24 protein-coding genes are annotated in these 23,862 nt (G+C 66.3%); 8 read left to right on the plus strand and 16 right to left on the minus strand.

The window, feature by feature from the left end; genetic code table 11:
- Positions 1–25: 25 nt before the first annotated feature.
- Positions 26–514, minus strand: coding sequence for a CarD family transcriptional regulator (locus tag IDF66_RS06050; protein ID WP_161061799.1), 489 nt, complete (start codon positions 512–514; stop codon positions 26–28).
- A gap of 355 nt (positions 515–869) precedes the next feature.
- Between IDF66_RS06050 and IDF66_RS06055 the strand changes: the two genes are divergently transcribed.
- The gene (locus IDF66_RS06055; protein WP_190266043.1) at positions 870–1,457 is read left to right on the plus strand and encodes a hypothetical protein; all 588 of its coding nucleotides are present in this window, start codon (positions 870–872) and stop codon (positions 1,455–1,457) included.
- Positions 1,458–1,547: 90 nt separating this feature from the next.
- Positions 1,548–2,927, plus strand: a complete 1,380-nt coding sequence (gene radA, locus IDF66_RS06060; RefSeq protein WP_164310843.1) for a DNA repair protein RadA — start codon at positions 1,548–1,550, stop codon at positions 2,925–2,927.
- 6 nt (positions 2,928–2,933) lie between these two features.
- Here radA and IDF66_RS06065 read toward each other — a convergent pair whose 3' ends face one another.
- Positions 2,934–3,518 (minus strand): PaaI family thioesterase, encoded by a 585-nt coding sequence (locus IDF66_RS06065; RefSeq protein ID WP_164310842.1) that lies wholly within the window; start codon positions 3,516–3,518, stop codon positions 2,934–2,936.
- 28 nt (positions 3,519–3,546) lie between these two features.
- Here IDF66_RS06065 and disA point away from each other — a divergent pair, with 28 nt between their 5' ends.
- A complete protein-coding gene (gene disA / locus IDF66_RS06070; RefSeq protein WP_190266340.1) occupies positions 3,547–4,629 on the plus strand; it encodes a DNA integrity scanning diadenylate cyclase DisA in 1,083 nt (360 codons plus the stop codon).
- 16 nt (positions 4,630–4,645) lie between these two features.
- On the opposite strand, the gene IDF66_RS06075 is transcribed toward disA, so the two are convergent.
- Together IDF66_RS06075 and IDF66_RS06080 are read right to left on the minus strand one after the other, a co-directional pair.
- Positions 4,646–5,797, minus strand: a complete 1,152-nt coding sequence (locus IDF66_RS06075) for a CaiB/BaiF CoA transferase family protein (RefSeq protein WP_190266044.1) — start codon at positions 5,795–5,797, stop codon at positions 4,646–4,648.
- Positions 5,794–6,981: an acyl-CoA dehydrogenase family protein gene (locus IDF66_RS06080; protein ID WP_190266045.1), complete on the minus strand. Its 1,188-nt coding sequence runs from the start codon at positions 6,979–6,981 to the stop codon at positions 5,794–5,796. The genes IDF66_RS06075 and IDF66_RS06080 overlap by 4 nt, the downstream gene beginning before the upstream one ends.
- 104 nt (positions 6,982–7,085) lie before the next feature.
- Here IDF66_RS06080 and IDF66_RS06085 point away from each other — a divergent pair, with 104 nt between their 5' ends.
- Positions 7,086–8,093 (plus strand): LacI family DNA-binding transcriptional regulator, encoded by a 1,008-nt coding sequence (locus IDF66_RS06085; RefSeq protein WP_190266046.1) that lies wholly within the window; start codon positions 7,086–7,088, stop codon positions 8,091–8,093.
- Between the two features lie 58 nt (positions 8,094–8,151).
- Here IDF66_RS06085 and IDF66_RS06090 read toward each other — a convergent pair whose 3' ends face one another.
- Positions 8,152–8,949: a hypothetical protein gene (locus IDF66_RS06090; protein WP_164310838.1), complete on the minus strand. Its 798-nt coding sequence runs from the start codon at positions 8,947–8,949 to the stop codon at positions 8,152–8,154.
- A 165-nt stretch (positions 8,950–9,114) separates the two neighbouring features.
- On the minus strand, positions 9,115–9,750 hold the full coding sequence (locus IDF66_RS06095) for a carbonic anhydrase (RefSeq protein ID WP_164310837.1): 636 nt from the start codon (positions 9,748–9,750) through the stop codon (positions 9,115–9,117).
- Between IDF66_RS06095 and IDF66_RS06100 the strand changes: the two genes are divergently transcribed.
- Entirely contained in the window at positions 9,749–10,645 is an 897-nt protein-coding gene (locus IDF66_RS06100; RefSeq protein ID WP_190266047.1) for an HhH-GPD family protein, read from the plus strand. The two genes, IDF66_RS06095 and IDF66_RS06100, sit on opposite strands and share 2 nt — an antisense overlap.
- On the opposite strand, the gene IDF66_RS06105 is transcribed toward IDF66_RS06100, so the two are convergent.
- Both IDF66_RS06105 and IDF66_RS06110 read right to left on the minus strand, forming a co-directional pair.
- Positions 10,602–11,495 (minus strand): alpha/beta fold hydrolase, encoded by an 894-nt coding sequence (locus IDF66_RS06105; RefSeq protein WP_190266048.1) that lies wholly within the window; start codon positions 11,493–11,495, stop codon positions 10,602–10,604. The genes IDF66_RS06100 and IDF66_RS06105 overlap by 44 nt on opposite strands.
- 29 nt (positions 11,496–11,524) lie before the next feature.
- Complete coding sequence (locus IDF66_RS06110) at positions 11,525–11,905, minus strand: DUF427 domain-containing protein (protein ID WP_190266049.1); 381 nt, start codon at positions 11,903–11,905, stop codon at positions 11,525–11,527.
- 74 nt (positions 11,906–11,979) lie between these two features.
- Between IDF66_RS06110 and IDF66_RS06115 the strand changes: the two genes are divergently transcribed.
- The 3 genes from IDF66_RS06115 to IDF66_RS06125 all read left to right on the plus strand — a co-directional run bounded on the left by IDF66_RS06115 (position 11,980) and on the right by IDF66_RS06125 (position 14,579).
- A complete protein-coding gene (locus IDF66_RS06115; RefSeq protein WP_164310834.1) occupies positions 11,980–12,288 on the plus strand; it encodes an antibiotic biosynthesis monooxygenase family protein in 309 nt (102 codons plus the stop codon).
- A 29-nt stretch (positions 12,289–12,317) separates the two neighbouring features.
- Positions 12,318–12,953: an LON peptidase substrate-binding domain-containing protein gene (locus IDF66_RS06120; protein ID WP_190266341.1), complete on the plus strand. Its 636-nt coding sequence runs from the start codon at positions 12,318–12,320 to the stop codon at positions 12,951–12,953.
- Positions 12,954–13,076: 123 nt separating this feature from the next.
- Positions 13,077–14,579: an aldehyde dehydrogenase gene (locus tag IDF66_RS06125; RefSeq protein ID WP_190266050.1), complete on the plus strand. Its 1,503-nt coding sequence runs from the start codon at positions 13,077–13,079 to the stop codon at positions 14,577–14,579.
- Positions 14,580–14,804: 225 nt separating this feature from the next.
- Here IDF66_RS06125 and IDF66_RS06130 read toward each other — a convergent pair whose 3' ends face one another.
- Genes IDF66_RS06130 through IDF66_RS06165 form a run of 8 tightly spaced genes read right to left on the minus strand, consistent with a single transcriptional unit; the run spans position 14,805 to position 23,859 of the window.
- On the minus strand, positions 14,805–15,431 hold the full coding sequence (locus IDF66_RS06130) for a hypothetical protein (RefSeq protein WP_190266051.1): 627 nt from the start codon (positions 15,429–15,431) through the stop codon (positions 14,805–14,807).
- Positions 15,432–16,430, minus strand: coding sequence for a hypothetical protein (locus IDF66_RS06135; protein WP_190266052.1), 999 nt, complete (start codon positions 16,428–16,430; stop codon positions 15,432–15,434). It lies immediately after the preceding gene.
- Positions 16,427–17,890 carry an MCE family protein gene (locus IDF66_RS06140; RefSeq protein ID WP_190266053.1) on the minus strand — a complete coding sequence of 488 codons (1,464 nt, stop codon included), beginning with the start codon at positions 17,888–17,890 and terminating at the stop codon, positions 16,427–16,429. Before IDF66_RS06140 ends, IDF66_RS06135 begins: the two co-directional genes overlap by 4 nt.
- Complete coding sequence (locus IDF66_RS06145; protein WP_164310830.1) at positions 17,890–19,143, minus strand: MlaD family protein; 1,254 nt, start codon at positions 19,141–19,143, stop codon at positions 17,890–17,892. Before IDF66_RS06145 ends, IDF66_RS06140 begins: the two co-directional genes overlap by 1 nt.
- Positions 19,143–20,408: an MCE family protein gene (locus IDF66_RS06150; protein ID WP_164310829.1), complete on the minus strand. Its 1,266-nt coding sequence runs from the start codon at positions 20,406–20,408 to the stop codon at positions 19,143–19,145. The genes IDF66_RS06145 and IDF66_RS06150 overlap by 1 nt, the downstream gene beginning before the upstream one ends.
- Position 20,409: 1 nt before the next feature.
- Positions 20,410–21,633: an MCE family protein gene (locus IDF66_RS06155; protein ID WP_164310828.1), complete on the minus strand. Its 1,224-nt coding sequence runs from the start codon at positions 21,631–21,633 to the stop codon at positions 20,410–20,412.
- On the minus strand, positions 21,630–22,688 hold the full coding sequence (locus IDF66_RS06160; protein ID WP_164310827.1) for an MCE family protein: 1,059 nt from the start codon (positions 22,686–22,688) through the stop codon (positions 21,630–21,632). Before IDF66_RS06160 ends, IDF66_RS06155 begins: the two co-directional genes overlap by 4 nt.
- Positions 22,681–23,859: an MCE family protein gene (locus IDF66_RS06165; protein ID WP_203588534.1), complete on the minus strand. Its 1,179-nt coding sequence runs from the start codon at positions 23,857–23,859 to the stop codon at positions 22,681–22,683. The genes IDF66_RS06160 and IDF66_RS06165 overlap by 8 nt, the downstream gene beginning before the upstream one ends.
- Between the last annotated feature and the right edge of the window lie 3 nt (positions 23,860–23,862).

The raw sequence follows: 23,862 nt of genomic DNA on the forward strand, positions 1-23,862 counted from the left end.
CGTCAGTCACGTGCAGTTCGGTGCGTCAGGACGCCGCGGCCAGCACCTCGTCGAGAATGCTGGTCGCCTTCTCGTCGTCGGTGTTCTGCGCCAGCGAGAGCTCGTCGACCAGGACGCGACGGGCACGGGTCAGCATGCGCTTCTCACCTGCCGACAATCCTCGGTCCTGCTCACGACGCCACAGGTCACGAACGATCTCGGCGACCTTGATGATGTCGCCCGAGATGAGCTTCTCCTGATTCGCCTTGAATCGGCGTGCCCAGTTGGTGGGCTCTTCGGTATGCGGGGCGCGAAGCACCTCGAAGACCTCACCGAGCCCCTCTGCGCCGACGACGTCACGGACGCCGACGTATTCCAGCTTCGTCGAGGGGATCTGAACGGTCATGTCACCATCGGCAACCTTGAGAACGAGATATTCGATCTGTTCGCCCTTGATGGTCCGAGTCACGATGTCCTCGACCCGAGCAGCACCGTGATGTGGGTAGACAACGGTGTCGCCAACTTTGAAATTCAATGTTCCGTGCCCCTTTCGAGTAGACCCAGTCTAGCACGGGCGTCCGAGAGGGCCCACACAACGGTGCAGGTCAACGCGCTGTACCGTGCCCTCCGGCCACACCTCGCGGGGCGACGGACCAGCACAAACCGGGCCGTGATCGTCCACACACGGGCACTGTCGAAACCCCCTCCGGCACATCATCGCACCACCCTCGACGGCACCGATCCGACACCCGATCGGACTTTTGCCACCGCCGCCCACTACGCTGCGTAGTGCAGGGTTCACGCATGTGCGTATCGGCCTTTCGAATACCTGGGAGGAACGGGTGTCAGTGCTTCGGAAAACCGCTCGGCGTTCGGCTGTCCGGACGCGCATGGGGCGTACGGCCAAGGTGACCGCAATCGCCGCGGCGGGCATCGCTCTCGCACTCGGCACCACCGCGTGCGGCGCGGGCCAGATCTCACAGACGGCGAGTCAGGAACCCGCCGTCAACGGCAACCTGGCGAACGTCGGTTCGATGCAGCTGCGCAACGTGCAGATCATGTACCCGACCGACAAGGCCGACGAGGTGTTCGGCAACGGCGGACCCTTCGAGATCTCGTTCGTGATCAGCAACGTCGACCCGGTCCTCAACGACCGTCTGGTCGGCATCGACGCTCCCGACGGCGGCAAGGTCACCATCGTCGGTGACACGAGCATCGCTGCGGGACAGGCACTTCGTGCCGGCAAGCCCGTCGGGCTGCTCGAGCCCGAGAACGTCCAGAGCACCGACGAGGAGAAGCGCCTCACGGTGACACTGTCCGGCGCAGGCGACTCGGTCGCGTCCGGTCTCACGACGCCGCTGAAGTTCCGCTTCGAGAAGTCCGGTGAGGCCACCGTCGACACCCCGGTCGACTCCGGCGCCACCCTGCCCCGGCAGGACAAGATCCGCCAGGCCGAGGCCCCCGCCGTCGAGCACTGAGCTCCCGAGCACTGAGCTCCCGAGCACTGAGTTCCTCTTCCGGCGGTCGCGCTTCGCATGGCTGTCGGGGGCCCTCACTAGGCTGACCGGGTGGCCAAACCGAAGTCGTCCTTCCGCTGCAGCGCCTGCGGGCACTCCGTCGCGAAATGGGTGGGCCGCTGCCCGGACTGCGGCGAATGGGGCACGGTCGATGAGGCCGCCACCACGATCGGCAGCCGTGGCAACGCGGTCGGCGGCGTCACGCCGACCAGCCCGGCACGGCCCATCACCGAGATCGACGCCAACGCGTCGGTGGCGATTCCCACCGGTATCGAAGAACTCGACCGCGTCCTCGGGCGTGGCGTGGTGCCCGGATCGGTGATCCTGCTCGCGGGCGAACCCGGCGTCGGGAAGTCGACCCTGTTGCTCGAGACGGTCAAGCACTGGGCACATCGCGGCCAGAAAGCCCTCTACCTCACCGGCGAGGAGTCGGCCGGGCAGGTGCGGATGCGTGCCGAGCGCACCGATGCGGTCCACGAGAACGTCTACCTCGCGGCCGAATCCGACCTCGCGACCATCCTCGGCCACGTCGACGAGGTGAATCCGTCGCTCGTGGTCGTGGATTCGGTCCAGACGGTCGTCGCGACCGGAACCGACGGTGTGACCGGCGGTGTCACCCAGATCCGGGCGGTGACGACGGCACTGGTGTCGATGGCCAAGAACCGCGGGATCGCCGTGGTGCTCGTCGGGCACGTCACCAAGGACGGGGCGGTCGCAGGCCCCCGCTCGCTCGAGCATCTGGTGGACGTCGTCCTGTCCTTCGAGGGCGACAAGCATTCGAGCCTCCGGATGGTGCGGGGCATCAAGAACCGCTTCGGCGCCGCCGACGAGGTCGGTTGCTTCGAGCAGCGCGACGACGGGATCCATCAGGTACCCGACCCGTCCGGGATCTTCCTCCATCAGCGCGACGCCGACGTCACCGGTTCGACGACCATGGTCACGATGGACGGCAAGCGCGCGCTGGTGGGCGAGATCCAGGCGCTCGCCAACAAGAGCACCATGGCGACTCCCCGGCGTGCCGTCTCCGGCCTGGACTCGGCCCGTGTGGCGATGGTGCTGGCCGTCCTACAGGCCCGGCTCGGAGCGCCGCTCAACGACCAGGAGGTCTACCTCGCGACCGTCGGCGGGATGCGCGTCACCGAGCCGGCCGCGGACCTCGCGATCGCGCTGTCGGTGAGTTCGGTGCTCGACAACACCCCGATCCCACACACCACCGTCGCGATCGGCGAGGTCGGCCTCGCCGGCGAGGTGCGGCGGGTGTCCGCGGTGGCCAAGCGGGTGACCGAGGCCCGACGGCTGGGTTTCCGCCACGCGATCATCCCGGCGGGTACCGACGAGAACCTGCCGTCGGGAATCCGGGTCACCCGGGTGGGCAACCTGGATCAGGCGGTCCGCGCCGGACTGGCGAGTGTGGTCGAGGCGCCGTTCTGAACGGGCTCAGGGCCGCGAGAGTCGCTGCTTGTACTCGTCGGAGATCTGACTCTTGTCGATGTGCTCGGCGAAGTGTTCGCGGGCGTTGATCGACACGAAGATGGCATGGGCCGTCGCGACCGGCTGATCGGGGTCACCGATGTGCGCGACGCCCTCGGTGTAGAGCTTGCGGCGCTGCCGCCCGAGCAACGTCGCGCGGAACTGCAGCGTCGATCCGACCGGGATGGGGCGGAGGAAGTCGACCTCGAGGTGCACGGTGACCGCCGACGGCCCGACGAGCAGCGGGGCCATCCCCATCACGTCGTCGAACGCAGTGGTCAGGATGCCGCCGTGCAGCACGCCGGGCCCACCCTCGAAATGGGTCTCGACGGTCATCGCCGCGGTGACCGTGAAGTCCTCCCCGGCATACATCTCGAGATGCAGACCGTGCGGTGAATCCTCCCCGCACCCGTAACACATCGGGTTGTGCATCCTCATCCGCTCACCCGGCCGTACGGCCTTGGGATGACGCTCGATGGGGTCCAGGTCGGTGGGCACCACAAAACCGCTCTTCACGTCCCGATACCCTAGTCCGTACGCGGTACCACCCATGCGACGTGGTGGGACCGGAAAGGGCGAGATGGCCGAGATCGCGAAGTCGGAGCTGACCAGGGAGACCCTGGCACGGGTGGCCCCGGGCACCGGTCTGCGCGACGGGCTCGAGCGCATCCTGCGTGGCGGGACGGGCGCCCTGATCATCCTCGGGCACGATTCCGACGTCGAGAAGATCTGCGATGGCGGATTCCACCTCGACGTCGAGTTCGCCCCGACCCGCCTGCGCGAGCTCGCGAAGATGGACGGAGCCGTAGTCCTGTCCACCGACGGCAAGCGGATCGTGCGGGCTAACGTCCAGCTCGTGCCGGATCCGTCGATACCCACCGAGGAGTCCGGTACCCGGCATCGTGCGGCCGAACGCACCGCCGTCCAGATCGGCCACCCGGTGATCTCGGTGAGCGCGTCGATGTCCATCGTGAGCGTCTACGTCGACGGCGTGCGCCGGGTGGTCGAGAGCCCGGACCCCATCCTGTCGCGGGCCAACGTCGCCCTCGCGACGCTCGAGCGGTACAAGACCCGACTCGACGAGGTCATCGCGGGACTGTCGCGGGCCGAGATCGAGGACTACGTGATGCTGCGCGACGCCATGTCGACCGCACAGCGCATGGAGATGGTTCGGCGGGTGTCGGTCGAGATCGAGGAGTACGTCCTCGAACTCGGCGCGAACGGCCGCCAGGTCAGCCTGCAACTCGAAGAGTTGCTCAGCGACAACGACACCATGCGAGAACTGCTCGTCCGTGACTACTACGCGAGCCCGGAGCCGGCGAGCACCGAGGAGGTCCGGCAGGCGCTCGAGAGCATCGAGCAGCTGTCCGACACCGACCTCCTCGACCTCACGCTCCTCGCGGGCGCATTCGGCTATCCGACCACCATCGAGGCCCAGGACACTGCGATGAGCCCGCGCGGTTATCGGCTCCTGGCGCGCATCTCACGTCTGCAGTTCGCCCACATCGACCGTCTGGTGCGGAGTTTCGGCACCCTGCAGGCACTCTTGGCGACCAGCGCCGCCGACCTGCAGGCCGTCGAGGGCATCGGCAGCATCTGGGCCCGTCACATCCGCGAGGGACTGTCCCGGCTGGCCGAGAGCAGCATCGAGCGATACGAGTAGTGGGGGCTGGGACAGCTCACACTGCGTCGGCGAGTGGATCGTGCTCGTCGAGGCGGGGTGGCGCGCAGCGGTAGGTCACCGGGGTCCCACTCATCCGGATCGGGTTGGCCACCTGCCGGATCGGCGTATCGCGTCGCGGGTCGTCGATGGTCACCACCGGTGTGAGTTTGAGTCGCTCGGCGAGCGCGATCGCGTCGGCGATGTCGTTGAGCGGCCCGCAGGGCACACGAGCACCGGTGAGCGTGACGAACCAGTTGTCGGCGGTGTCCTGTGCGAGAAGCGAGTTGAGGACGTCGACGAGTTCGCTGCGATGGGCGACGCGATCGGAATTGGTGGCGAACCTCGTGTCGGAAGCCATCTCCGGCCTGCCGAGAGCGTCGACGAGCGCAGCGAATTGACGGTCGTTCCCGACGGCGAGGACCAGTGGCCGATCGGCGGTGCCGAAGACCTCGTACGGGGCGATGCTCGGATGCCGATTGCCCATGGCATGCGGCACCACCCCCGCCGCCACGTATCCCGACGTCTGATTGACGAGCGCCGAGAGCAACGACGAGAGCAGATTGACCTCGATACGCTGCCCCTCGCCGGTGCGGTCGCGATGACGCAGCGCCGCGAGGATGCCCACCGCGGCATGCAATCCGGTGATGACGTCGACCATCGCGACGCCGACCTTGGTCGGGCTGTCCCGGTCGGGACCGGTGATGCTCATGAGACCGCCGACAGCCTGGATGAGCAGGTCGTAACCGGGGAGCTGATTGTCTCCGCCGAAGCCCGTCACCGAGCAGTAGACGATGCCGGGGTTGTCTTCGCGCACAGTGTCGTAGCCGAGACCCAGCCGGTCCATCGTGCCCGGCAGGAAGTTCTCGACGACGACGTCGGCACGCTCGACGAGCCGTCGGGCAGCGGACAGCCCGTCCGGGTCGGTGAGGTCGAGGGCGACCGAGCTCTTGTTGCGGTTCACCGACAGGAAGTACGACGACTCCGCCGCGTCGGGATCGCCGACCCATGGCGGCCCCCAACTACGGGTGTCGTCGCCGACACCGGGCCGCTCGACCTTGACGACCTCGGCACCGAGGTCGGCGAGCAGCATCGTCGCGTACGGTCCGGCGAGCACCCGACCGAAGTCTGCGATGACCAGCCCGTCCAACGCGCCGGTGGGGCCACTCACCGGAATGCACCCTCGCCGGTGAGCGCCTTGCCGATGGTCAGCTGATGGACCTCTGAGGTGCCTTCGTAGGTGAGCACGGACTCGAGGTTGTTGGCGTGGCGGATCACCGGGTATTCGAGCGTGATCCCGTTGGCGCCCAGGATGGTTCGGCATTCGCGCGCAATCGCGATCGCCTCGCGCACGTTGTTGAGCTTGCCGGTGCTGACCTGCTCGGGGGTGATCTCGCCGCGATCCTTGAGACGGCCGAGGTGATAGGCCAGCAGGTGCCCTTTGCCGACCTCGACCGCCATGTCGGCGATCTTCGCCTGGGTGAGCTGGTAACCGGCGAGCGGCTTGTCGAACACCTGACGTGTCTGCGCGTAGTCGACCGCGACCTCGAGGCAGTCCCGCGCGGCACCCATGGAGCCGAAGATGATCCCGAAGCGTGCCTCACCCAGGCTCGTGAGCGGCCCGCGGAGTCCCTGCGCCTCGGGCAGCATCGCCGACTGCGGCAGGCGGACGCCGTCGAGCACCAGCTCGGATGTGACCGACGCGCGTAGCGAGACCTTCTTGTGGATCTCGGGGGCCGAGAAGCCCGGCGTGTCCGTCGGCACCACGAAACCACGGATGCCTGCCGCACCGTCGGCGAGATCGGTCTGCGCCCACACCACCGCGACGTCGGCGATCGATCCGTTGGTGATCCACATCTTGGTGCCGTTGAGCACCCAGTCGTCGCCGTCGCGCTTGGCGTGTGTCCGCATCCCGGCGGGATTCGACCCGAAGTCGGGTTCGGTCAGGCCGAAGCACCCGATCGCGTCGCCTGCCGCCATCCGCGGCAGCCACTCCTGCTTCTGCTCCTCGCTGCCCCAATGGTGAATCGAGAACATGGCCAGCGAACCCTGCACCGAGACGAGACTCCGGATGCCCGAATCGACCGCCTCGAGTTCGAGGCAGGCCAGCCCGTAGGTCGTCGCGCTGAGCCCCGGACAGCCGTAGCCCTCCAGATGCATACCCAGCGCACCGAGGGAGCCCAGTTCCTTCGCGATGTCGCGGGCAGGCAGCGTCGCCTCCTCGAACCAGTCCGCGACGTACGGACGCAGACGCTCGTCGGCGAACTTCCGGACGGTGTCCCGGATCGCGATCTCCTCCGGCTCGAGAAGCGAATCGAGGGCGAAGAGCTGGCTCAGGGTCTGCGGTCGGGACATCGGTTCCTCCGATTGCGAGAACGATTGCGAGAACGTTTGCATCGACTAATGTAGGGCTGCCGGGCTGAGTTCGTCAACCCGCATCCGGAGGGAGGTGAGCGAGCATGCGCGACGGAAACCGGGCGCCGACTCTGAAAGAGATCGCCGAACGCGCCGGCGTGCACGTGTCATCCGCCTCTCGAATCCTGCGCCAGACCGAGCCCGCCGACGGATGGTCTGAATCAGCGCTCCGCGTCCGACGGGTGGCCGCCGAACTCGGCTACCAGCCCAATCTCTGGGCGGCCAGCCTGCGCACGCGCAGGACCACCACCCTCGGGGTCGTGATGACCCGGCTCACCGACGGGGTGGTGGCAACGACATATCAGGGCATCGAGGAGGCCGCGTCCCGCGCGGGGTACTCCGTCCTGCTGTCGAGCCCGCCCGACGATCTCGACGCACAACGGCGTGCCATCGAGCTTCTCGTGGGTCGCCAGGTGGACGGCCTCCTGCTGAGCAGCCTGCACAATCCGGGGCGGCCGTTCATCGACACGCTCCGGATCGGCAACGTCCCCATGCTCGCGGTGACGCGCCACGCCGAGTCCGGGCTACCCTTCGTCGGCGGCGACGACGTACACGGCGGTCGACTCGCCGCCCGGCACCTGCTCGACCGCGGGCACACCGACATCGCCGTCGTCGCAGGCCCGCATCACGCCACCACCGCAGGCGACCGGCTCAACGGGTTCCGCGCCGAGCTGCGCGACGCGTCCGTCGAGCTCCGGGCGGACCGGATCGTGCACTCCACGTTCGAGGTCGACGGCGGCATCGAGGCCGGCCGGGCCCTACTCGACCCATCGACACGTCCCACTGCGATCTTCACGGTGTCCGACACCATCGCCATCGGCGTCATGGGCGTCGCGCGCGACCTCGGACTGCACATCCCCGACGATCTGGCTCTGGTGGGCTACAACGACATCCCCGTCGTCGCGCAACTACCGGTCCCGCTGACGACCGTCCGGTCGCCTGCCCAGGAGATCGGGGCGACGGCGGCCCGCCGATTGCTCGATCTGGTGGCCGGTCGCGAACCGGAGACCGTCCGGCTACCGGTCGAACTCATGGTGCGCGCGACCACCTGACCGATTTGGTGGCAACAGTCCGCGCTCACCGCGGATCGTTGCCACTGAATCGAGGCGTTCAGGGCTGCGCGGGCGCCACCACGTTGAACGTGATCGGCGCGGACTCCTTCTCTCCGATCTTCCCGATGGCCTGGTAAGCCCCGACCGCGATCGGCACGCGCGGCTTGTCGCAGCCGGGGCTGCTCGTGGTGCCCGACCATGTGATGGTGTCGCGCACCTGCTGCGAGGGTTTGAGATTCACGTTGTTGACCGTCTGAAGGGGCGAGCAGTCGCGCGCCGACCAGAGGGTCCGGGTGCCGTCGAGGGTGCGGACCACCACGTTCTGCGCTGCCTTGCCGACGTCACGGGTGCAGTCGGTGAGTCCGGCGTTGGTGGTGACGATCGTGAAGACCGGCTGGTCACCCGTGCTGTAGGTCGGCTTGTCGGTGTACAGGACAACCGAGATGTTCGCGTCGGGGCACAGCCCGGACGGCGGCACCGGTCCCGGAGCCTGCGCGACGCCACTCGGCGCAGGCACCGACGACGACACGGCGGCCGAACCACTTGCGCCTGCCGCGGCGTCGCCCCCGGGAGCTCCGTTGCTGGAGCTGTTGTCGGTTCCGCCACCGGTTCCGCCGCCGGAGACCTGACCACTCGCCGATGGATCGGAGGACTCCGCTGTCGGCGCGGTCGAATACGCCGTGGACGACGCGACCGACGACGCGGCCGCGGTATTCGACGGATTGTCGCCGTTGCTCCCGGTGGCCCAGATGATGAGTCCGATGATCAACGCAAGCACGACGGCGGCACCACCGAAGGCGACGATACGACGTCGCCAGTAGATCTCAGGTGGTAGCGGGCCTTGCGGTTCGATCACGGAACCCACGCTAACGGCCCCTGTTGACGCCGCGTCCGACCGCGCTCGGCGTGTCGCACAAACAGCACCTGACCGGCCAAAAGTCTAAAGTCGGGGTTCAGCCCCGGACCCTGTCACCCGCATCGGCGCTCACGAATGCGCGAGGGTGCGTCGATACCGTTCGGGTCAGGCGTCGACGGTCTCGATACCGTCGAGCTGACCGATCACGCCGCGCACCTGCGCGCGTCCCTCGCCGAGCTGATAGGTGAGCCCGACGATCGCGAGGCGACCGTCGGCGACCCGATCGGCGATGATGCGGCTACGTTCCATGAGCTGCTTGCCGGTCTCGAGGACGTGCCGCGACTCGAACTCGTCGACACGGGTCAGCCCTTCGCTGCGGCCGGCCAGGATGCTCGGGCTCACCTTCTCGACGACGTCGCGGATGTAGCCGCCGGGGATCTCCAGGTTGTCGAGGGCGTTGAGGGTGGCCTTGACCGCCCCGCAGCTGTCATGGCCGAGGACCGCGATCAACGGAACCTCGAGCACCTCGGCGGCGAACTCCAGCGAGCCCAGCACCGCCGAGTCGATGACCTGGCCCGCCGTACGGACCACGAACATGTCGCCGAGCCCCTGATCGAAGATGATCTCGGCGGCGAGACGCGAATCCGAGCAGCCGAAGAGCACCACGTGCGGGTGTTGTCCCGACGTCAGACGCTCCCGATCCTCGATACCCTGTTTGGGATGTTGAGACTCACCGGAAACGAAGCGATCGTTCCCTTCCTGCAGGATCTTCCAGGCCTCGGTCGGCGTCACTTGGCTCATGGCCACTAGTGTGCCACCGGCCGTTCTGCTCGGCTGGTTCGACCTCCACGAGCGCGATCTGCCCTGGCGTGAACCCGGGTTGTCGGGCTGGCAGATCCTCATCAGCGAGATCATGTTGCAGCAGACCCCGGTCTCGCGCGTCGTCGGACCGTGGCGCGAATGGATCGAGAGGTGGCCGGTGCCGTCGGCGATGGCTGCGGCCTCGGCAGGCGAGGTACTACGCGCGTGGGGCAAACTCGGCTACCCGAGGCGGGCGCTGCGGCTCCACGAGTGCGCGACCGTGCTCGCCGAGCAGCACGACGATCGCGTCCCCGACGACGTGGCGACGATGCTGACCCTGCCCGGCATCGGCGACTATACCGCCCGCGCGGTCGCATGTTTCGCTTACGGGCAGTCGGTTCCGGTGGTGGACACCAATGTTCGACGGGTCATCGCCCGGGCCGTGCACGGACGCGAACAGCCCGGTAATCCGTCTCGCAGCGATCTCACCGACGCCACCGCTCTCCTGCCGCGCGGCACCGACGGCTCGGTCGATGCGGCGGCACCACGGTTCTCCGCCGCGCTGATGGAACTCGGCGCCCTGGTGTGCACGTCCCGCAACCCGAAGTGCGATGACTGCCCGCTCCCCGACTGCACCTGGGTAGGGCTCGGTCGGCCGGCCCACACCGGACCGGCGCGCAAGGTACAGAAGTTCGCCGGCACCGACCGGCAGGTGCGAGGACTCCTGCTCGACGTCCTGCGCGGTACCGATCATCCGGTGGTCCGGGCCAACCTGGACACGGTCTGGACCACCGACACCGCCCAACGCGACCGTGCCCTCGATTCGCTGCTCACCGACGGACTGGTGGAGCTCACCGCCGACGGTCGGTTTTGTCTTGCCGGGGAGGCGAATTGATGATCCATCCGGCCGAGGTGGTCGGCATCCCGGCCAGAAACGCCTCCAGCGCACCGCGATAGATGTCCGGGGCGTCGTCGTGCACCAGATGTCCGGCGTTCGGCACACGCAGGTACTGCGCTGCGCTGTGGGCCGAACACATGGTGCGCATCTGCCCGGGTGGGGTCACCGAGTGCTCGGCCTCGATCACCAGCGACGGCACCCGCACCGAACTCCATTCGGACCAGAACTCCCGACCGCCCCACTCTTCGGCGATCTCCGACCAGATCGGCAGCCTGCCGTGCAACCGGCCGTCGTCGAAGGCCTCGTAGAAGTAGCGGCCGGCGACCTCGCCGAACATCTCCTGCGCATGCGACATCGACACGAACCGCTCGGGCCAGCTGTCGAACCACGGCGTCCAGTTGCGGGTGGTACGGCCGCGGAAGTCCGGCGCCATGTCTTCGATCACCAGCGCCGACACCATCTCCGGGTAGGCGGCCGCCGTGCACCACGCGTGCAACGCGCCCATCGAATGACCGACAAGGACTGCGGGGCCCTGATCGATCCAGATGAGGACCTCGGCCAGATCGGTGACGAATCGCTCGGTGCTCAGCTCGGCGGGATCATCCGGCATCTCGACGTCGGCGCCGGTATGGAAGGCCGCGTCGAGGGTGAAGACACGGCCGTGCCGTCGCAACCATGGGATCTGACGCCGCCAGGTGCGTCCGCGCCCCATCAGGCCGTGCAGCAGGACGATCGGGCCGACACCGCGGACAGGGTGGCCGTCGGAATCGGTCGGTCCGCCGTGATCGAGCAGACCGATGTCCGCGGTCCCGGTCTCCGGCGTCGGCGCGGTTCGAGTGGCGGTCACGGCTGACAGGTTATTGCAGTCGCCGCCGATCAGCCCGATGCCGCGTCGAGGTCGACCGACACCCGACCCGGATAGAACGCGACGTGGTCGGCGATCTCCGCGACGGCGTCATACGGGGACCGGTACACCCAGACCGCGTCGGTGAGCACCTCGTCCCCGAGAGTGAGGTCGTAGTAGTTGCACTCGCCCTTGTACGGGCAGAAGGTGGTGGTCGTACTCTCGCGGAGCAACGACGGGTCCACGGATTCCCGGGGTATGTACTGCACGGGCGGGTACTCCGCCTCACGAAGGGTGAGCGCGTCCACCGTCCGCGCGACGACGGTGTCGCCGACGCTGACGACGACGCGATCGCCCGTCGGCGCCACCGTGATCGGGTGATCGGGCCCCGGTTCCAGTCTTCCGCGTGCCATGACACCTCCACTGCGACGTCGTGCGGGCATTGAACTGTCGATACCTCACTCCAGCATGCCAGTAGGGTGGGTCCATGGCAGTTGTGAAGATCAATGCGATTTCGGTACCCGACGGCGCCGGACCGGAACTCGAGAAGCGATTCGCGAATCGCGCCCATTCGGTCGACGGCTCACCGGGATTCCTCGGATTCCAGTTGCTGCGTCCCGTGAAGGGCGACGACCGGTACTTCGTGGTCACCCAGTGGGAGTCCGAAGAGGACTTCCAGGCGTGGGCGTCGGGCCCGGCCAAGGAGGCACACTCGGGTGAGCGTGCGAAGCCGGTGGCGAGCGGCGCCGACCTGCTCGAGTTCGAGGTCGTACTCGACGCCAAACCCAGCGCCTGACGGGCGTGCCGCGCGCCTCGGGCACGCCGATGTTCCCACTGGGAACCGCACTCTTGCCCGGTGAGCCGCTGCCCTTGCGGATCTTCGAGCCGCGATACCGCCAGATGCTGGCCGACTGCCTCGACGGCGACGATCAGGAGTCGCCGTCGGCCACGCCCCGTGACGCGGGGTTCGGAGTCGTGCTGATCGCGCGTGGCCACGAGGTCGGCGGCGGCGACGTCCGGCATGATGTGGGCACCTTCGCCCGCATCGAGAACCTGATGCGCCGTCCCGACGGCCGGGCATCGCTCACCTGCACCGGCGCAGCGCGAATCCGGATCACCGAGTGGCTCCTCGACGATCCTTATCCGAGAGCTGTCACCGAGGCCCTCCCGCAGCCCCGAATCGGCCCCGACGACCATGCCAGGGTGATCGACCTCGGCCTGGCGCTGCGCGCCTTCGTCGACGAGGTGGCCACCACCCGGCCCGAGGCGGTACCGGTCGGTCTTCCGGATTTCGACGTCGCCGACCTCGCCGAACACGGCCTGTTCGAGTGGGCCACCCGGCTGCCCATCGGCCCGGCCGACCGGCAGCAGCTGCTCGAATGCGACACGGTGGCTGAGCAGATCTCCGTTCTCGACGATGTCGTCGAGGGACTCACGGCGATGATCCGCTTCGGTCGCTGACGTCTGCCGGGCGAGAATGCCCGGTTCGGTCGACGCAGGTGGCGACCACCCCTGGCCCCGAAGTTAGAACGTGTTCTAGTATCGGTTGTGGAGTAGTTCACACCACCACTCAGGAGCACATCTATGACCGAGACCGTCGAGTCCCGTCCGGCATCCGACCTGGTCGGCGCCGGCGACCAACCGCAACTGTTCATCGGTGGACAGTGGGTGGATCCGCATTCGACCGAGACGCTCGAGGTGTTCTCGCCCGCCACCGGCGAGCGGGTCGGTTCCGTACCGCTCGCCGACGAGGTCGATGTCGACACCGCGGTCAAGGCCGCCCGGGCCGCATTCGCGTCGGGCGTCTGGCGCGACACCGCACCGGCCGATCGCGCCGCGGTCCTCAACCGCGCGGCCGATCTGATCAATGAGCGCATGGGCGAGATCAGCAGCCTGGTCTCTGCCGAGATGGGCGCCACCCCCACCGATGTCACCACCCTCCAGGGGCTGGCCGGCACCGGAGTGCTGCAGGGATACGCCGCCGCCACCACCGACTTCGCGTGGGAGGAGAAGCGCGCCGGACTGTTCGGTGAGACCCTGGTGACCCGCGAGGCCGTCGGCGTCGTGGGCGCGATCATCGCCTGGAACGTCCCGCTGTTCCTGCTGTGCAACAAGTTCGGTCCCGCGCTGGCAGCCGGCTGTTCCATCGTGCTCAAGCCCGCTCCCGAGACGCCACTGAACGCGAACCTGCTCGCGCAGCTCTTCGTCGAGGCGGGCGTTCCCGAAGGCGTGATCTCGGTGGTGCCCGGCGGGGTCGCCGCGGGCCAGGCGCTGGTCGACCATCCCGACGTCGACAAGATCACCTTCACCGGCTCCACCGTCGCCGGCCGTGCGATCGCCGCGCGCTGCGGCGAGACCCTCAAACGCTGTTCGCTGGAACTCGGCGGCAAGTCGGCCGCGATCGTCCTCGACGATGTCGACCTCGAGGCCAACATCCACATGCTGGTCTTCTCGGCCGGCCTGATCAACGCAGGCCAGGCGTGCGTCGCCCAGACGCGCGTTCTGGTCCCACGCTCGCGCCACGACGAGATCGTCGATGCGATGGTCGCCACCGCCAAGACCTTCACCCCGGGACTTCCGACGGCCGAGGGCACCGGGCTCGGCCCGATCATCACCGCCAAGCAGCGGGACAAGGTGGAGGGTTACGTGGCGAAGGGCAAGGAGGAAGGCGCAACCGCTGTGCTCGAGGGCACCCGCCCCGAGGGGCTGGAGAACGGCTTCTACGTCACCCCGACGATCTTCACCGGTGTCACCAACGACATGACGATCGCGCGCGAGGAGATCTTCGGCCCGGTCATCAGCGTGATCGCCTATGACACCGTCGACGAGGCCGTCGCCATCGCCAACGACTCCGATTACGGTCTGGCGGGGTCGATCTGGACTGCCGACGTCGAGCGCGGCGTCGAGATCGCCAAGCAGGTCCGCACCGGAACGCTCGGGATCAACTGGTACGCCATCGATCCCGGGTCACCCTTCGGCGGGTACAAGAACTCGGGCATCGGACGCGAGAACGGCCGCGAGGGGCTCGAATCCTACGTCGAGCACAAGTCGATCCTCATGCCGATGGGATACACTTCCGAATCCTGATCTCTCACAGGGGAATCGGGGCCGGTCGCCGAAAGGTGACCGGCCCCGTTTTTCGTCTGAGCCGACGCACCTGCCCAGAAAAGCGGGCGGGACAAGTCCGAACCAGCTGCCGATCGAGTAGTCCCGAGCTTGCGAGGGAGCGTATCGAGGTCGCCGCAGCAGGCCTCGATACGCCTCGTCGCAAGCTCCTCGACTATTCGACCAGCAAACGACCGCGGAGTCGGCTCAGCCCGCGGGGGGAGCTGACGGGGCAGGCGATGCCGACGGAGTCGCCGACGACGGGTCCTTCGACGTCGGCATGGGAACAGCGCCGGGCGGCGGGGTGTCCGTCTGCTCGACACGGCTACGGAACGAGTCGTCGGTGATCACGTCGATCCCGTTGATCATCCACCGATCGCCCTGCTTGACCATGCTGAACGTCAGCCTGCTCGGGTCAACGCGGACGAGTTCCTTGTTGTTGCGCGTGACCGACTGGTTCATGAAGATCAGCACCTTGGAGGTGTCCTGGGTGTTGGTCACCACGCCGGCGTCCTGGATGGTCACGGCCGACACCACCCCTTGCTTGCGCACCTCGGCGGCGAGATTGTTCTTGGTGACCAGGTCGTCGTAGGTCGGCTTCGCCGCACCGGTCAACACCGACTTCGACTCAGCGATGTGCTGATCGACGTTCTGCGGGGTGTACCCGAACATGGTGGTGGCGTAGCCTTTTGCCGCATCCAGAGACGAGTTCCGCGCGTTCTCGGTTGCTCGGTCATCGAAGAACCGGATACCGAGGAACACCGTCACCGCCGCAGCCGCGACCAGCAATATGACAAGTGTTGCCGCGACGACGCGGCCGGTGGTGATACGCATCTACGTCACCCACTCGAAGTTCGTCATCTTCAGGTCGCCGTTGATCCGGGTCATCTGCACCCGCCACCGGAACGTCTGAACGATCGTCTCCTCCTTGGGATCCGGATTCTTCATCTGCCACCCGTAGACGACGATGGCAGTTCCCTCGTCCGGCTCCGCCTTGGTCACGGCCTCCGACAGGATCGTGGTCTTGGTGTCGATCTTCTGGTCCTTGACCAGACCGACGGCCTGCTTCATCGAGTCCTGCATCTGCTGCTGAGCCTTGCCACTCGTCTTGTCCTGCAGCGTCTTCAGAGCACCGTCGACATTGTTGGGGTTGAGTGTGGTCAGGTTGACGATCATCTGCGAGGCGAAATCCGAGTACTCGGCTCGCAGATCGTTCTTCGTGTCATAACGGTTGATACCGACCGCGAAGATCACCGACACCGCAACGCAGGCGACGATCACGACCCCACACACGGAGGCCAGGACGATGCGCTTGGTCCGCGACGAATCGGTGCCCTTGTAGCGCACCGCCGAGCCGTCGCCTGCAAGACGATCGTCACGGCTCCGGCGCGACGCGGCATTGCGCGCACGCCGACGCTCCCGATAGGTGAGCTGATCACCCGCCACCGGGACGGATTGTTCCTCGGAGTCGCTCTTGCCGGCGTCGCCCTTCTCGGCGTCACTCTTGTCGGCGTCACTCTTGTCGGCGTCACTCTTGTCGGCGTCACTCTTGTCGGCGTCACTCACGCCGGTGCCGCCGTTGGCAGTGTCGCCCTTGTCTTTTTCCTCTGCGTTATCGACGGCGTCGGACGACGGCTCCTCGGCAGGCGCCGCGGCCGCGCCGGACGTCGCCGAACTCGGAGGCTGTTTCCGCCCACGGCCGAGCGGCGCCTTGCGAACTGGCGCCTTGCGAACGGGCGCGCGACGAACAGGCCTCGACGGGGCCGACGCCTGTTCCTCCGTATTCTCCGGGCTGGGGTCGGGCGTGGTGTCCTCGGGCTTGTCCGAGGTCACTTCTGCACCGTGCTGCTGATCATGCTCTCCCACGTACTGTCTTGTCCTTGTGAATCCTGCCCGAGACCGGCGTTGTAGGTCTTGCCGTCCGGACCGATGTAGTCACCCGTCTTCGGATCGTACGGGGTGGCATACACCGCGGCGCCAGGCGTGTAGCTCGACGGGGTCGCCTCGGCGGTCTGACCGGTCGGTGCCCTGGCCGAAGACTTGGCAGGCGACTTGGTCGACGCATTCGCCGGAGCTTTCAGCCCGAACGGCAGACCGTTCGGGAAGGCCACGTTCTCGCCCTTCGGCTTGTACCCCGTTCGGCATTCCTCGGGTGTCGGCGCCCGACGGCCCGGGAACTCGGCGCAGGGGAAGTTGCGGGCACCGCGCACCGCGAGGTTCGAATCCTGGGGCACGCGGCACAGCATGCCCGGCGGGATGTCGCGCGGGGTCTGGATCGCCGGCGACCGCCATTGCGAAGCGGGCATGAAACCCATCGTGCAGGTCCCCGGGTCCTGGAAGCCCAGCGCGAAGTCCACGTTGGCGCCGTAATGACCGTTCTCGGTGTTCAGCGCCGTGACGAGTGCGGCTATCAGTCGCGGATAGAGCACCACGATCTGCTGGAGATTCGGATGGTAGACGGCCAGCGTCTTCGCCGACACGCCGAGATTCGCGATGAGCATCGGCAGAGTCTGGTTCATCGACGAGAAGAGCTCCTGCGTCTGCGACGCGGTGGAGGGCCCCTTCTCCAGGATGTCGGTGACCTCCGGGTTGTTGGCCCGCAGCTGGTCGGTGAACTTGGTGACGTCCGAGGTCCAGGAACGGATCTCGTCGGTGGTCTGCGACTGCGTGGACAGCAACGGCCCGGCCTGGTCGATGAGTTTCATCAACGGCTCGGTGTTCTTCGATGCATCGCCCACCAGCAGCGTCATCGAGTCGAGCAGTCGCTGCAATTGCTCGCCGGTGCCGTTGAAGGCATCGAAGGCCTCATCCATCACCGAGCGAAGCTTTGTGTTCCCGACCTTGTCCAGCAGCGCGTTCGCCTGGTCGAGCATGGTCGAGATCTCGACGGGCACCTGGCCACTGTCCACCACCGACCCGTCGTAGAGGTGGCCGGAAGGTCCGTTCGGGACCGGTGTGAACTCGACGTACTGCTCGCCGATCGCCGACACGCTGCGCACCGCAGCCTGCGACGACGCCGGGATCTCGGTGTCGCTGCCGATCGACAGGTCGGCGACCACGCCGTTCTCGGTCAGCTTGACCGCAGTGACCTTGCCGACGTTCACGCCACGGAAGCTGACGTTCGCGTTCTGGTAGAGCCCACCGCTACTCGGCAACTTGAGCTCGACGCGGTACTCCCCGATCCCGAACATCGACGGGATGCGAATGTAGAAGATCGCCATCGCGACCAGCGCGATCACCGTGACGATGGCGAAGATGAGCAGCTGGATCCGGACGAAGCGAGTGATCTTCATCAGTTACCCCCGCTCTTCTTGGGTGCCGGGGCCGAGGCGGTCGCCGGGGTACGCCCGTTCGACTGCTTCTTGTTCGGCTGCATCCCCTCCGGGCTCAGCGGTGAGGTGAACGGGTCGAGGCCGCGCTTGGCGGCACCCGCCTGCTGCCCGACGATGCCTTCCGGGCCGACCAGGCCGACCGACGACAACAGTCCGCGTGACAGGCGTCCGAAGGTCAGATCGAGGACGAGGTCGGAGTTCACGTAGTCGCCCTTCACGATCTTCGGGATAGCCGACTCGTAGAACGGGAACGTCAGGAATATTCCGAGCGACTGTGTCAGCGCGGGCCCGGTCGCCTGCAACTGATCGAGCACCGGGGCGAGATTCGACACGATGGTCTTGATGTCCTTGTCGTTCGCGTCGATGATGTCGTTGCTCGTCTTCGAGAGCTTGCCCAGCGCACCCAGGGTGTCGGTGAACTGTTGCTTCTGCTCGTTGAGAAGCCCGAGGATCTGCGGTCCGTCGGCGAGCGCCTTCTCCACGGTCGGGGTCTGCTCGTTGATCGACGCAGCCAGGCGATCGAGGCCCTCGGTCGCCCGGATGATGTTGGCCTTCTGGTTGTTCAGGTCGCCCACCAGGGTGTTCAACCGCGGTACCAGCTTGCTGATGGTGTCCTGACGACCGGTGAAGACCGAGTTCATCTCGTGCACGATGTCGCCGAACTGCGCCAGACCACCACCGTTGAGCACCACCGACAACGAACTCAGCACCTGCTCGGTGGTCGGGTAGGTACACGCCGCGACCTGCTGTGCCGAATTGATGTCGGGCACCGACGGTGCACCGGGACTCGTGGTGATGTTGCTCTGCTCAGGACATTTGGTGAGCGGGATCTCCTCGCCTGCCGCCATCACACCGCCGGTCGGGTTTTCCGGCTGGACGATTTGCAGGTGCGACGACCCGAGCACACTGGTCATCCCGACCATCACATGCGAGCCGCGAGGCACCGTGACACCCGGGTTGAGACGAATGTCCACGTGGGCGTTCCAGTTGTCCACCGTGATGGGCCCGACGCTGCCGACCGTCGCGTCGTCGATCATCACCGGCGCATTCGACACCAGCCCGGCAGCCGTCGGGATCATCGCGGAGATCTGGTACGACCCGTTGCCGGTGCCCTGCGCCCCCGGGATCGCCATGCTGTTGAGTCCCTGGAAACTGCACCCGGACACACCGGCGATCAGGACCGCGGCGATGACCGCAATTCTCGCCCGACGCATCAGTTCTCACCCCCGAACGGCACGAGCAGGTTGCCCAGGGCACTGCCACCGGTGTTGTCGTTCTTGCGGGTCTGGGCGTCCTGCTCGCGGATCCCCGCCTGCGCGCGCGCCTTCACATCGGCGTTCTGGTACTGGATCTGATCGGGCCGTGCGTTGATACCCGTCACCGGGTTGGTCAGGAACGGCGGGTAGTTCATCGAGATCGAGGATAGGACCGGCGCAAGGGTGTCGACACACTTGTCCACCTCGGCCTGACTCTGCCCCGGCCGGTCATTGGCCTCCATCGAGCCACACAGGAGCGTGATGAGGTTGGCGCCCATGCCCAGCCCGAAGATGCCGGAGAGGGACCCGGTCATCGGGTTGTAGATGTTGTAGAAGTTCGCCAGCTGGTGCGGCCCCGAGTGCAGCAGACCGCGAACCTGTTCGTCCTTGTCGGCCAGGATCTTCGTCGTATCGGAGAGGTTCTTCACCGAACCGGAAAGTGCCTTCCCGTTCTTGTTGATGAAGTCCTGCACGTCCGACATCGCACTGTCGAGATTGTGCAATGCACCGTTGAGTTCGTCGGTGTTGTCGCCGAGCACCTTGCTCACCGAGGCGATGCGACCGTTGAACTGGACCATCTGTTCATGGCTCGCCGCCAATGCGTCGGTGAGTTTCTGGAGACTCCGAACCGTCGAGAACAGGTCTCCGCGGCCCGCCGACAGCGTTCCCATCACGTCGGAGAGTTCCTTGATCGACGCATTGATGGCCGCTCCGTTGCCGTCGAGGTTCTTGTCCGCGACGTCGATCAGCTTGGCCGCCGAACCGGGGTCGGCGCCCTTGGGGCCGACCGCCTCGGTCAGTTTGGACAGCTGCTTCTTGATGTCATCCCATTCGACGGGGACCGCCGTTCGGTTCATCGGGATGTCCGCGCTCGCAGCCAATTTCGGCCCACCCGCGTAGACGGGCGTGAGTTGGACGAACCTTCCCGACACCAGACTCTGCGCGACGACCACCGCTTTGGCGTCGGCAGGGATGGGAGTGTCCTTGTCCACCTGCATCTTGATCTCGACGTCCCCGTCACGCGGCGTCACCGAGGTCACCTTGCCGACATTCACACCGAGGACCCGGACCGGGTCGCCGTTGTACAACCCGCCTGCCGACGGGAAGTATGCGGTGATCGTGTTGTTGGTGGCCTTGTTGAAGCCCACGTAGCCGACGACGATCACCAGGATCGCCAGCACCACCGCGGCGATGGCCTGCCAGACGCGTTTGCCGATGCCCATGTCAGCCCCCCTGCCTCGGTGTCGAGGCCGGAGCCTTCGGATAGTCCAGTTTCGGCGCCTTCGGTTTCGGCGCGTTCGGGTCGTACCCCGGCACCAGCTTGAAGCCGTTCGGGTCCACCGGGTTCGTGTAACTGAAGGCCTTCCAGATCTCCGGGTACTTCCGCTGCAGGGTCTTCATGAACACCGCCGTGTAGTCACCGAAGGTGGGGATGCCGACCAACGAGGAGAAGTACGGTCCGGAGGCCACCGCTTCTCCGAGCACGTTTGCGTAGGGCCCGAGTTCGTCGATCGCCGCCTTGAGGCTCGATTCGTTGTCGGTGAGGATCTTCAGCACTCCGTCGAGCTTGGTCAGGACCGGGGCCAGCTGCGCGTTGTTGTCCTTGATGAAGCCGCTGATCTGCATGCTGACGTCACGAGTGCCCGAGATCAGTTGCGCGATGGCGGCCTGCCGCATCTGCAGCTCACCGAACAGCGAGTTCGCGTCCAGCAGAAGCCGATTGATCTGTTCGCTGCGGTCACCCACGATCTTGGTGACCTGATTTGCCTTGCCGAGCAGCCCTCGCAACGCGTCGTCACGGTCGGCCACCGACTTGGAGAGTCGGGCGACACCGTCGACGGCGCCGCGCACCTGATCCGGCGTCTGCGAGAACGTGTCGGACATGACGTTGAGCGCCTTGTTGAGCTGATCGGAATCCGTCTCGGCCAAAGTGTCGGTCGCGCCCTCGAGGGCGTCGGTGAGCGAATACGGCGCGATGGTGTTCTCGTTGGGGATCTCACCGCCGGGACGGATGCGGTCCGGACCGTGCGGCAGGATCGTCAGGTTACGCCGACCCAGGACGGTCTCGGTCTTGATCGCCGCCTGTGAGTCGATCCCCATCATGACCGTGTCGTTCATCCGGAACGTGACTTGCGCCTTGGTGCCACCCTTGGTGCTCGCGAGCGAGACATTCTGCACCGTACCGACATTCACGCCGGACACGGTGACGATGTCACCGGAGACCAGACCGCCGGCGTCGTCGAAGTAGGCCTTGTAGGTGCTGATCGGCGACAGGTACGGCAGCTTGTCCATCTGCATGGCCACGATCACCACGAGCGCGGTGATCACCACACCGATGACACCGATCTGGGCCCGACTGCGACCGCCGCGCTTGTCTTCTCGCGCGACGTCCGCCTCGTCCGAGGTCGTGCGCTGGTTGCGGAACATTCCGCCGAACGGAAGGCTCATGTGATCGGGCACCTCCCCCCGGGTCCGGTCGTGTCACCTGTCGCGTTGATGTTGGACCACTCGATCTGCTTTCCGCCCGGTCCGGTAAAGATCAGGCGGACCTTGCAGAGCCAGATCTGCAGCCATGCACCGTAGCTACCGAGATTCGACAGCTTCTTGAAATCGCCGGGCAGCCGTTTGAGCAGGCCGCTCACGTAGTCGCCGCCCTTGAGGAACTGATCCGACGTCTTACCCAGATTCGTGGTGGTGGCCTGGATGTCGGGACGGGTGGACACGAGCAGATCCGACAGACCGTTGGTCAGCTTCGATGTCTGGGTCAACGCATTGCCGATCGTGCCCCGCTGCGCGGACAGGCCGGTCACGAGCTGCTGCAGCAGATCGACGCTCTGGTCGAAGCCCTTGCGGTCACCGTCGAGGGTCGTCAGGGTCTTGTTCAGATTGTCGATGACCTGACCGATCAGTGCGTCGCGATCGGCGAGGGCGTTGGTGAACTGCGAGGTGTTCGACAACAGACTGTTCAGCCCTGCGCCCTGCCCCTGGAACACGTCGATCAATGACGCCGAGAGTTCGTTCACCTCAGCCGGATTCAGCGTTCGGAACAGCGGCTTGAATCCGCCGAGGAGCTTGTCGAGGTCGAGCGCGGGTTGAGTGTGCGAGACAGGAATCTGGTCGCCGGGCGACAGCGTCTTGTCGGGGTCGCCGGTGCCGCGCTGCAATTCGAGGTAGCGGTCACCGGTGAGGTTCTCGTACCGCACGAGCGCCTGGACGGAGGTCGGCAGCGGAAACTTCTGGTCGACGCTGAAACCGATCTCGGCCTCGTTGTCGGTGGTCAGCGACACCTTCTTGACCGACCCGACCTCCACGCCTGCGATCTTCACCTTGCTTCCCGGCTTGATCGCCGACGCGCTGGTGAACAGCGCCGAATACTGCTCGGACTTGCCCGAGCGGTATTGACTGAACACGACGACGAGCGCCACGAACACCAGGACCATCACGACGGTGAATGCCCCCAGTTTGATGAGAGTTGCGCGGAACGCGCGGGCACGGTTATCCACGGGGCGGTGCTCCGAACAGCAATTGGAAGATCTTTGTCTTGTCGGCCTTGGGGGTGGTGCGGGGCTGGTATGGGGTGTTCGCGGTGTCGCTCACATAGAACGGCACGTGCTCGGTGGAATCCTGGTTGGTCAACCCGCCCTCACATGTCGGCGGTCCGTTCGCCGCCACTTTGGGGAGGTCCTCCGGGTAGCGGTAGGGCTCCTTGCCGGGTAGCAGACCCGCGTTCAGTTTCAGCAGGCCGTCGTTGACGCCGAAGACCGGTGCCGCCTTCTGGCCGGCGACTGCGGTCGCGGTGATGAAGCACTTGAGGCCGGGGGCCTGATAACCGAGCAGCCGGGCCGTCGGATTCAGGTTCGACAGCGCCGAGATCAGGGTCGACTTGGACGGGGCGATGATCCCGTTGATCGTGTTGGCCATCCCGGTCGCGTTGATGAGCAGCGCGTCCAGATTGGCGGTGTTGTCGACCAGGGTGTTCCCGACGTAGGTGAAGTTGTCCACCGTGCGCATCAGGTTCGGCATCGAGTCCGCGTACACATTCGTCACTGTGGCGGTTTGCCGGAACAGGGCATTGAGCTCTGGAAGGTGCTTGTTGGTCGTACCGACCAGCTTCGACAACTGATCGACCGCGACGCCGACCTGCTCACCGCGTCCCGACAGCGCGGTGTTGATCGCACCGAGGGTCGCGTTCAGCTTCTCCGGCTGCAGCTGCGCGAGCACACCCACCAGCTGCTGGTACACCGTGTTGAGCTCGACCACCACGTGATCGGCGTCGATGGTCTGTCCCGACTGGATCGTCCCCGACGCCCCGGAGGCCGGGACGACAAGGTTCACTGCCTTCGCACCGAAGATGGTGTTCGACTTGATGTCGGCGCTCACGTTGCCCGGGATCTTCGACATCTGGTCGGACGCGATGTCGAGTTTGACAACCGCGTGGTCGCCGTTCTCCGAGATCGACGCGACCCGGCCGACCTCCACACCGCGCAACTTGACCTTGGCGTCCGGGTTCATGACCAGCCCGGCGCGCGGTGCCTGCAAGGTGACCGGCTGGGTCGATGCGAACCAGCCGAGGAACTGACCCGCCGCCGCCGCGATGACCGCGACCAGCGACACGACCATGACGGTCGCCGCCGTCCGGCGGACCGCTCTGCTGCGCTCCTGTCGTCTGACCATGTC

Origin of the sequence: Gordonia hankookensis (assembly GCF_014673215.1) — a bacterium.
Taxonomy (GTDB): Bacteria; Actinomycetota; Actinomycetes; order Mycobacteriales; family Mycobacteriaceae; genus Gordonia; species Gordonia hankookensis.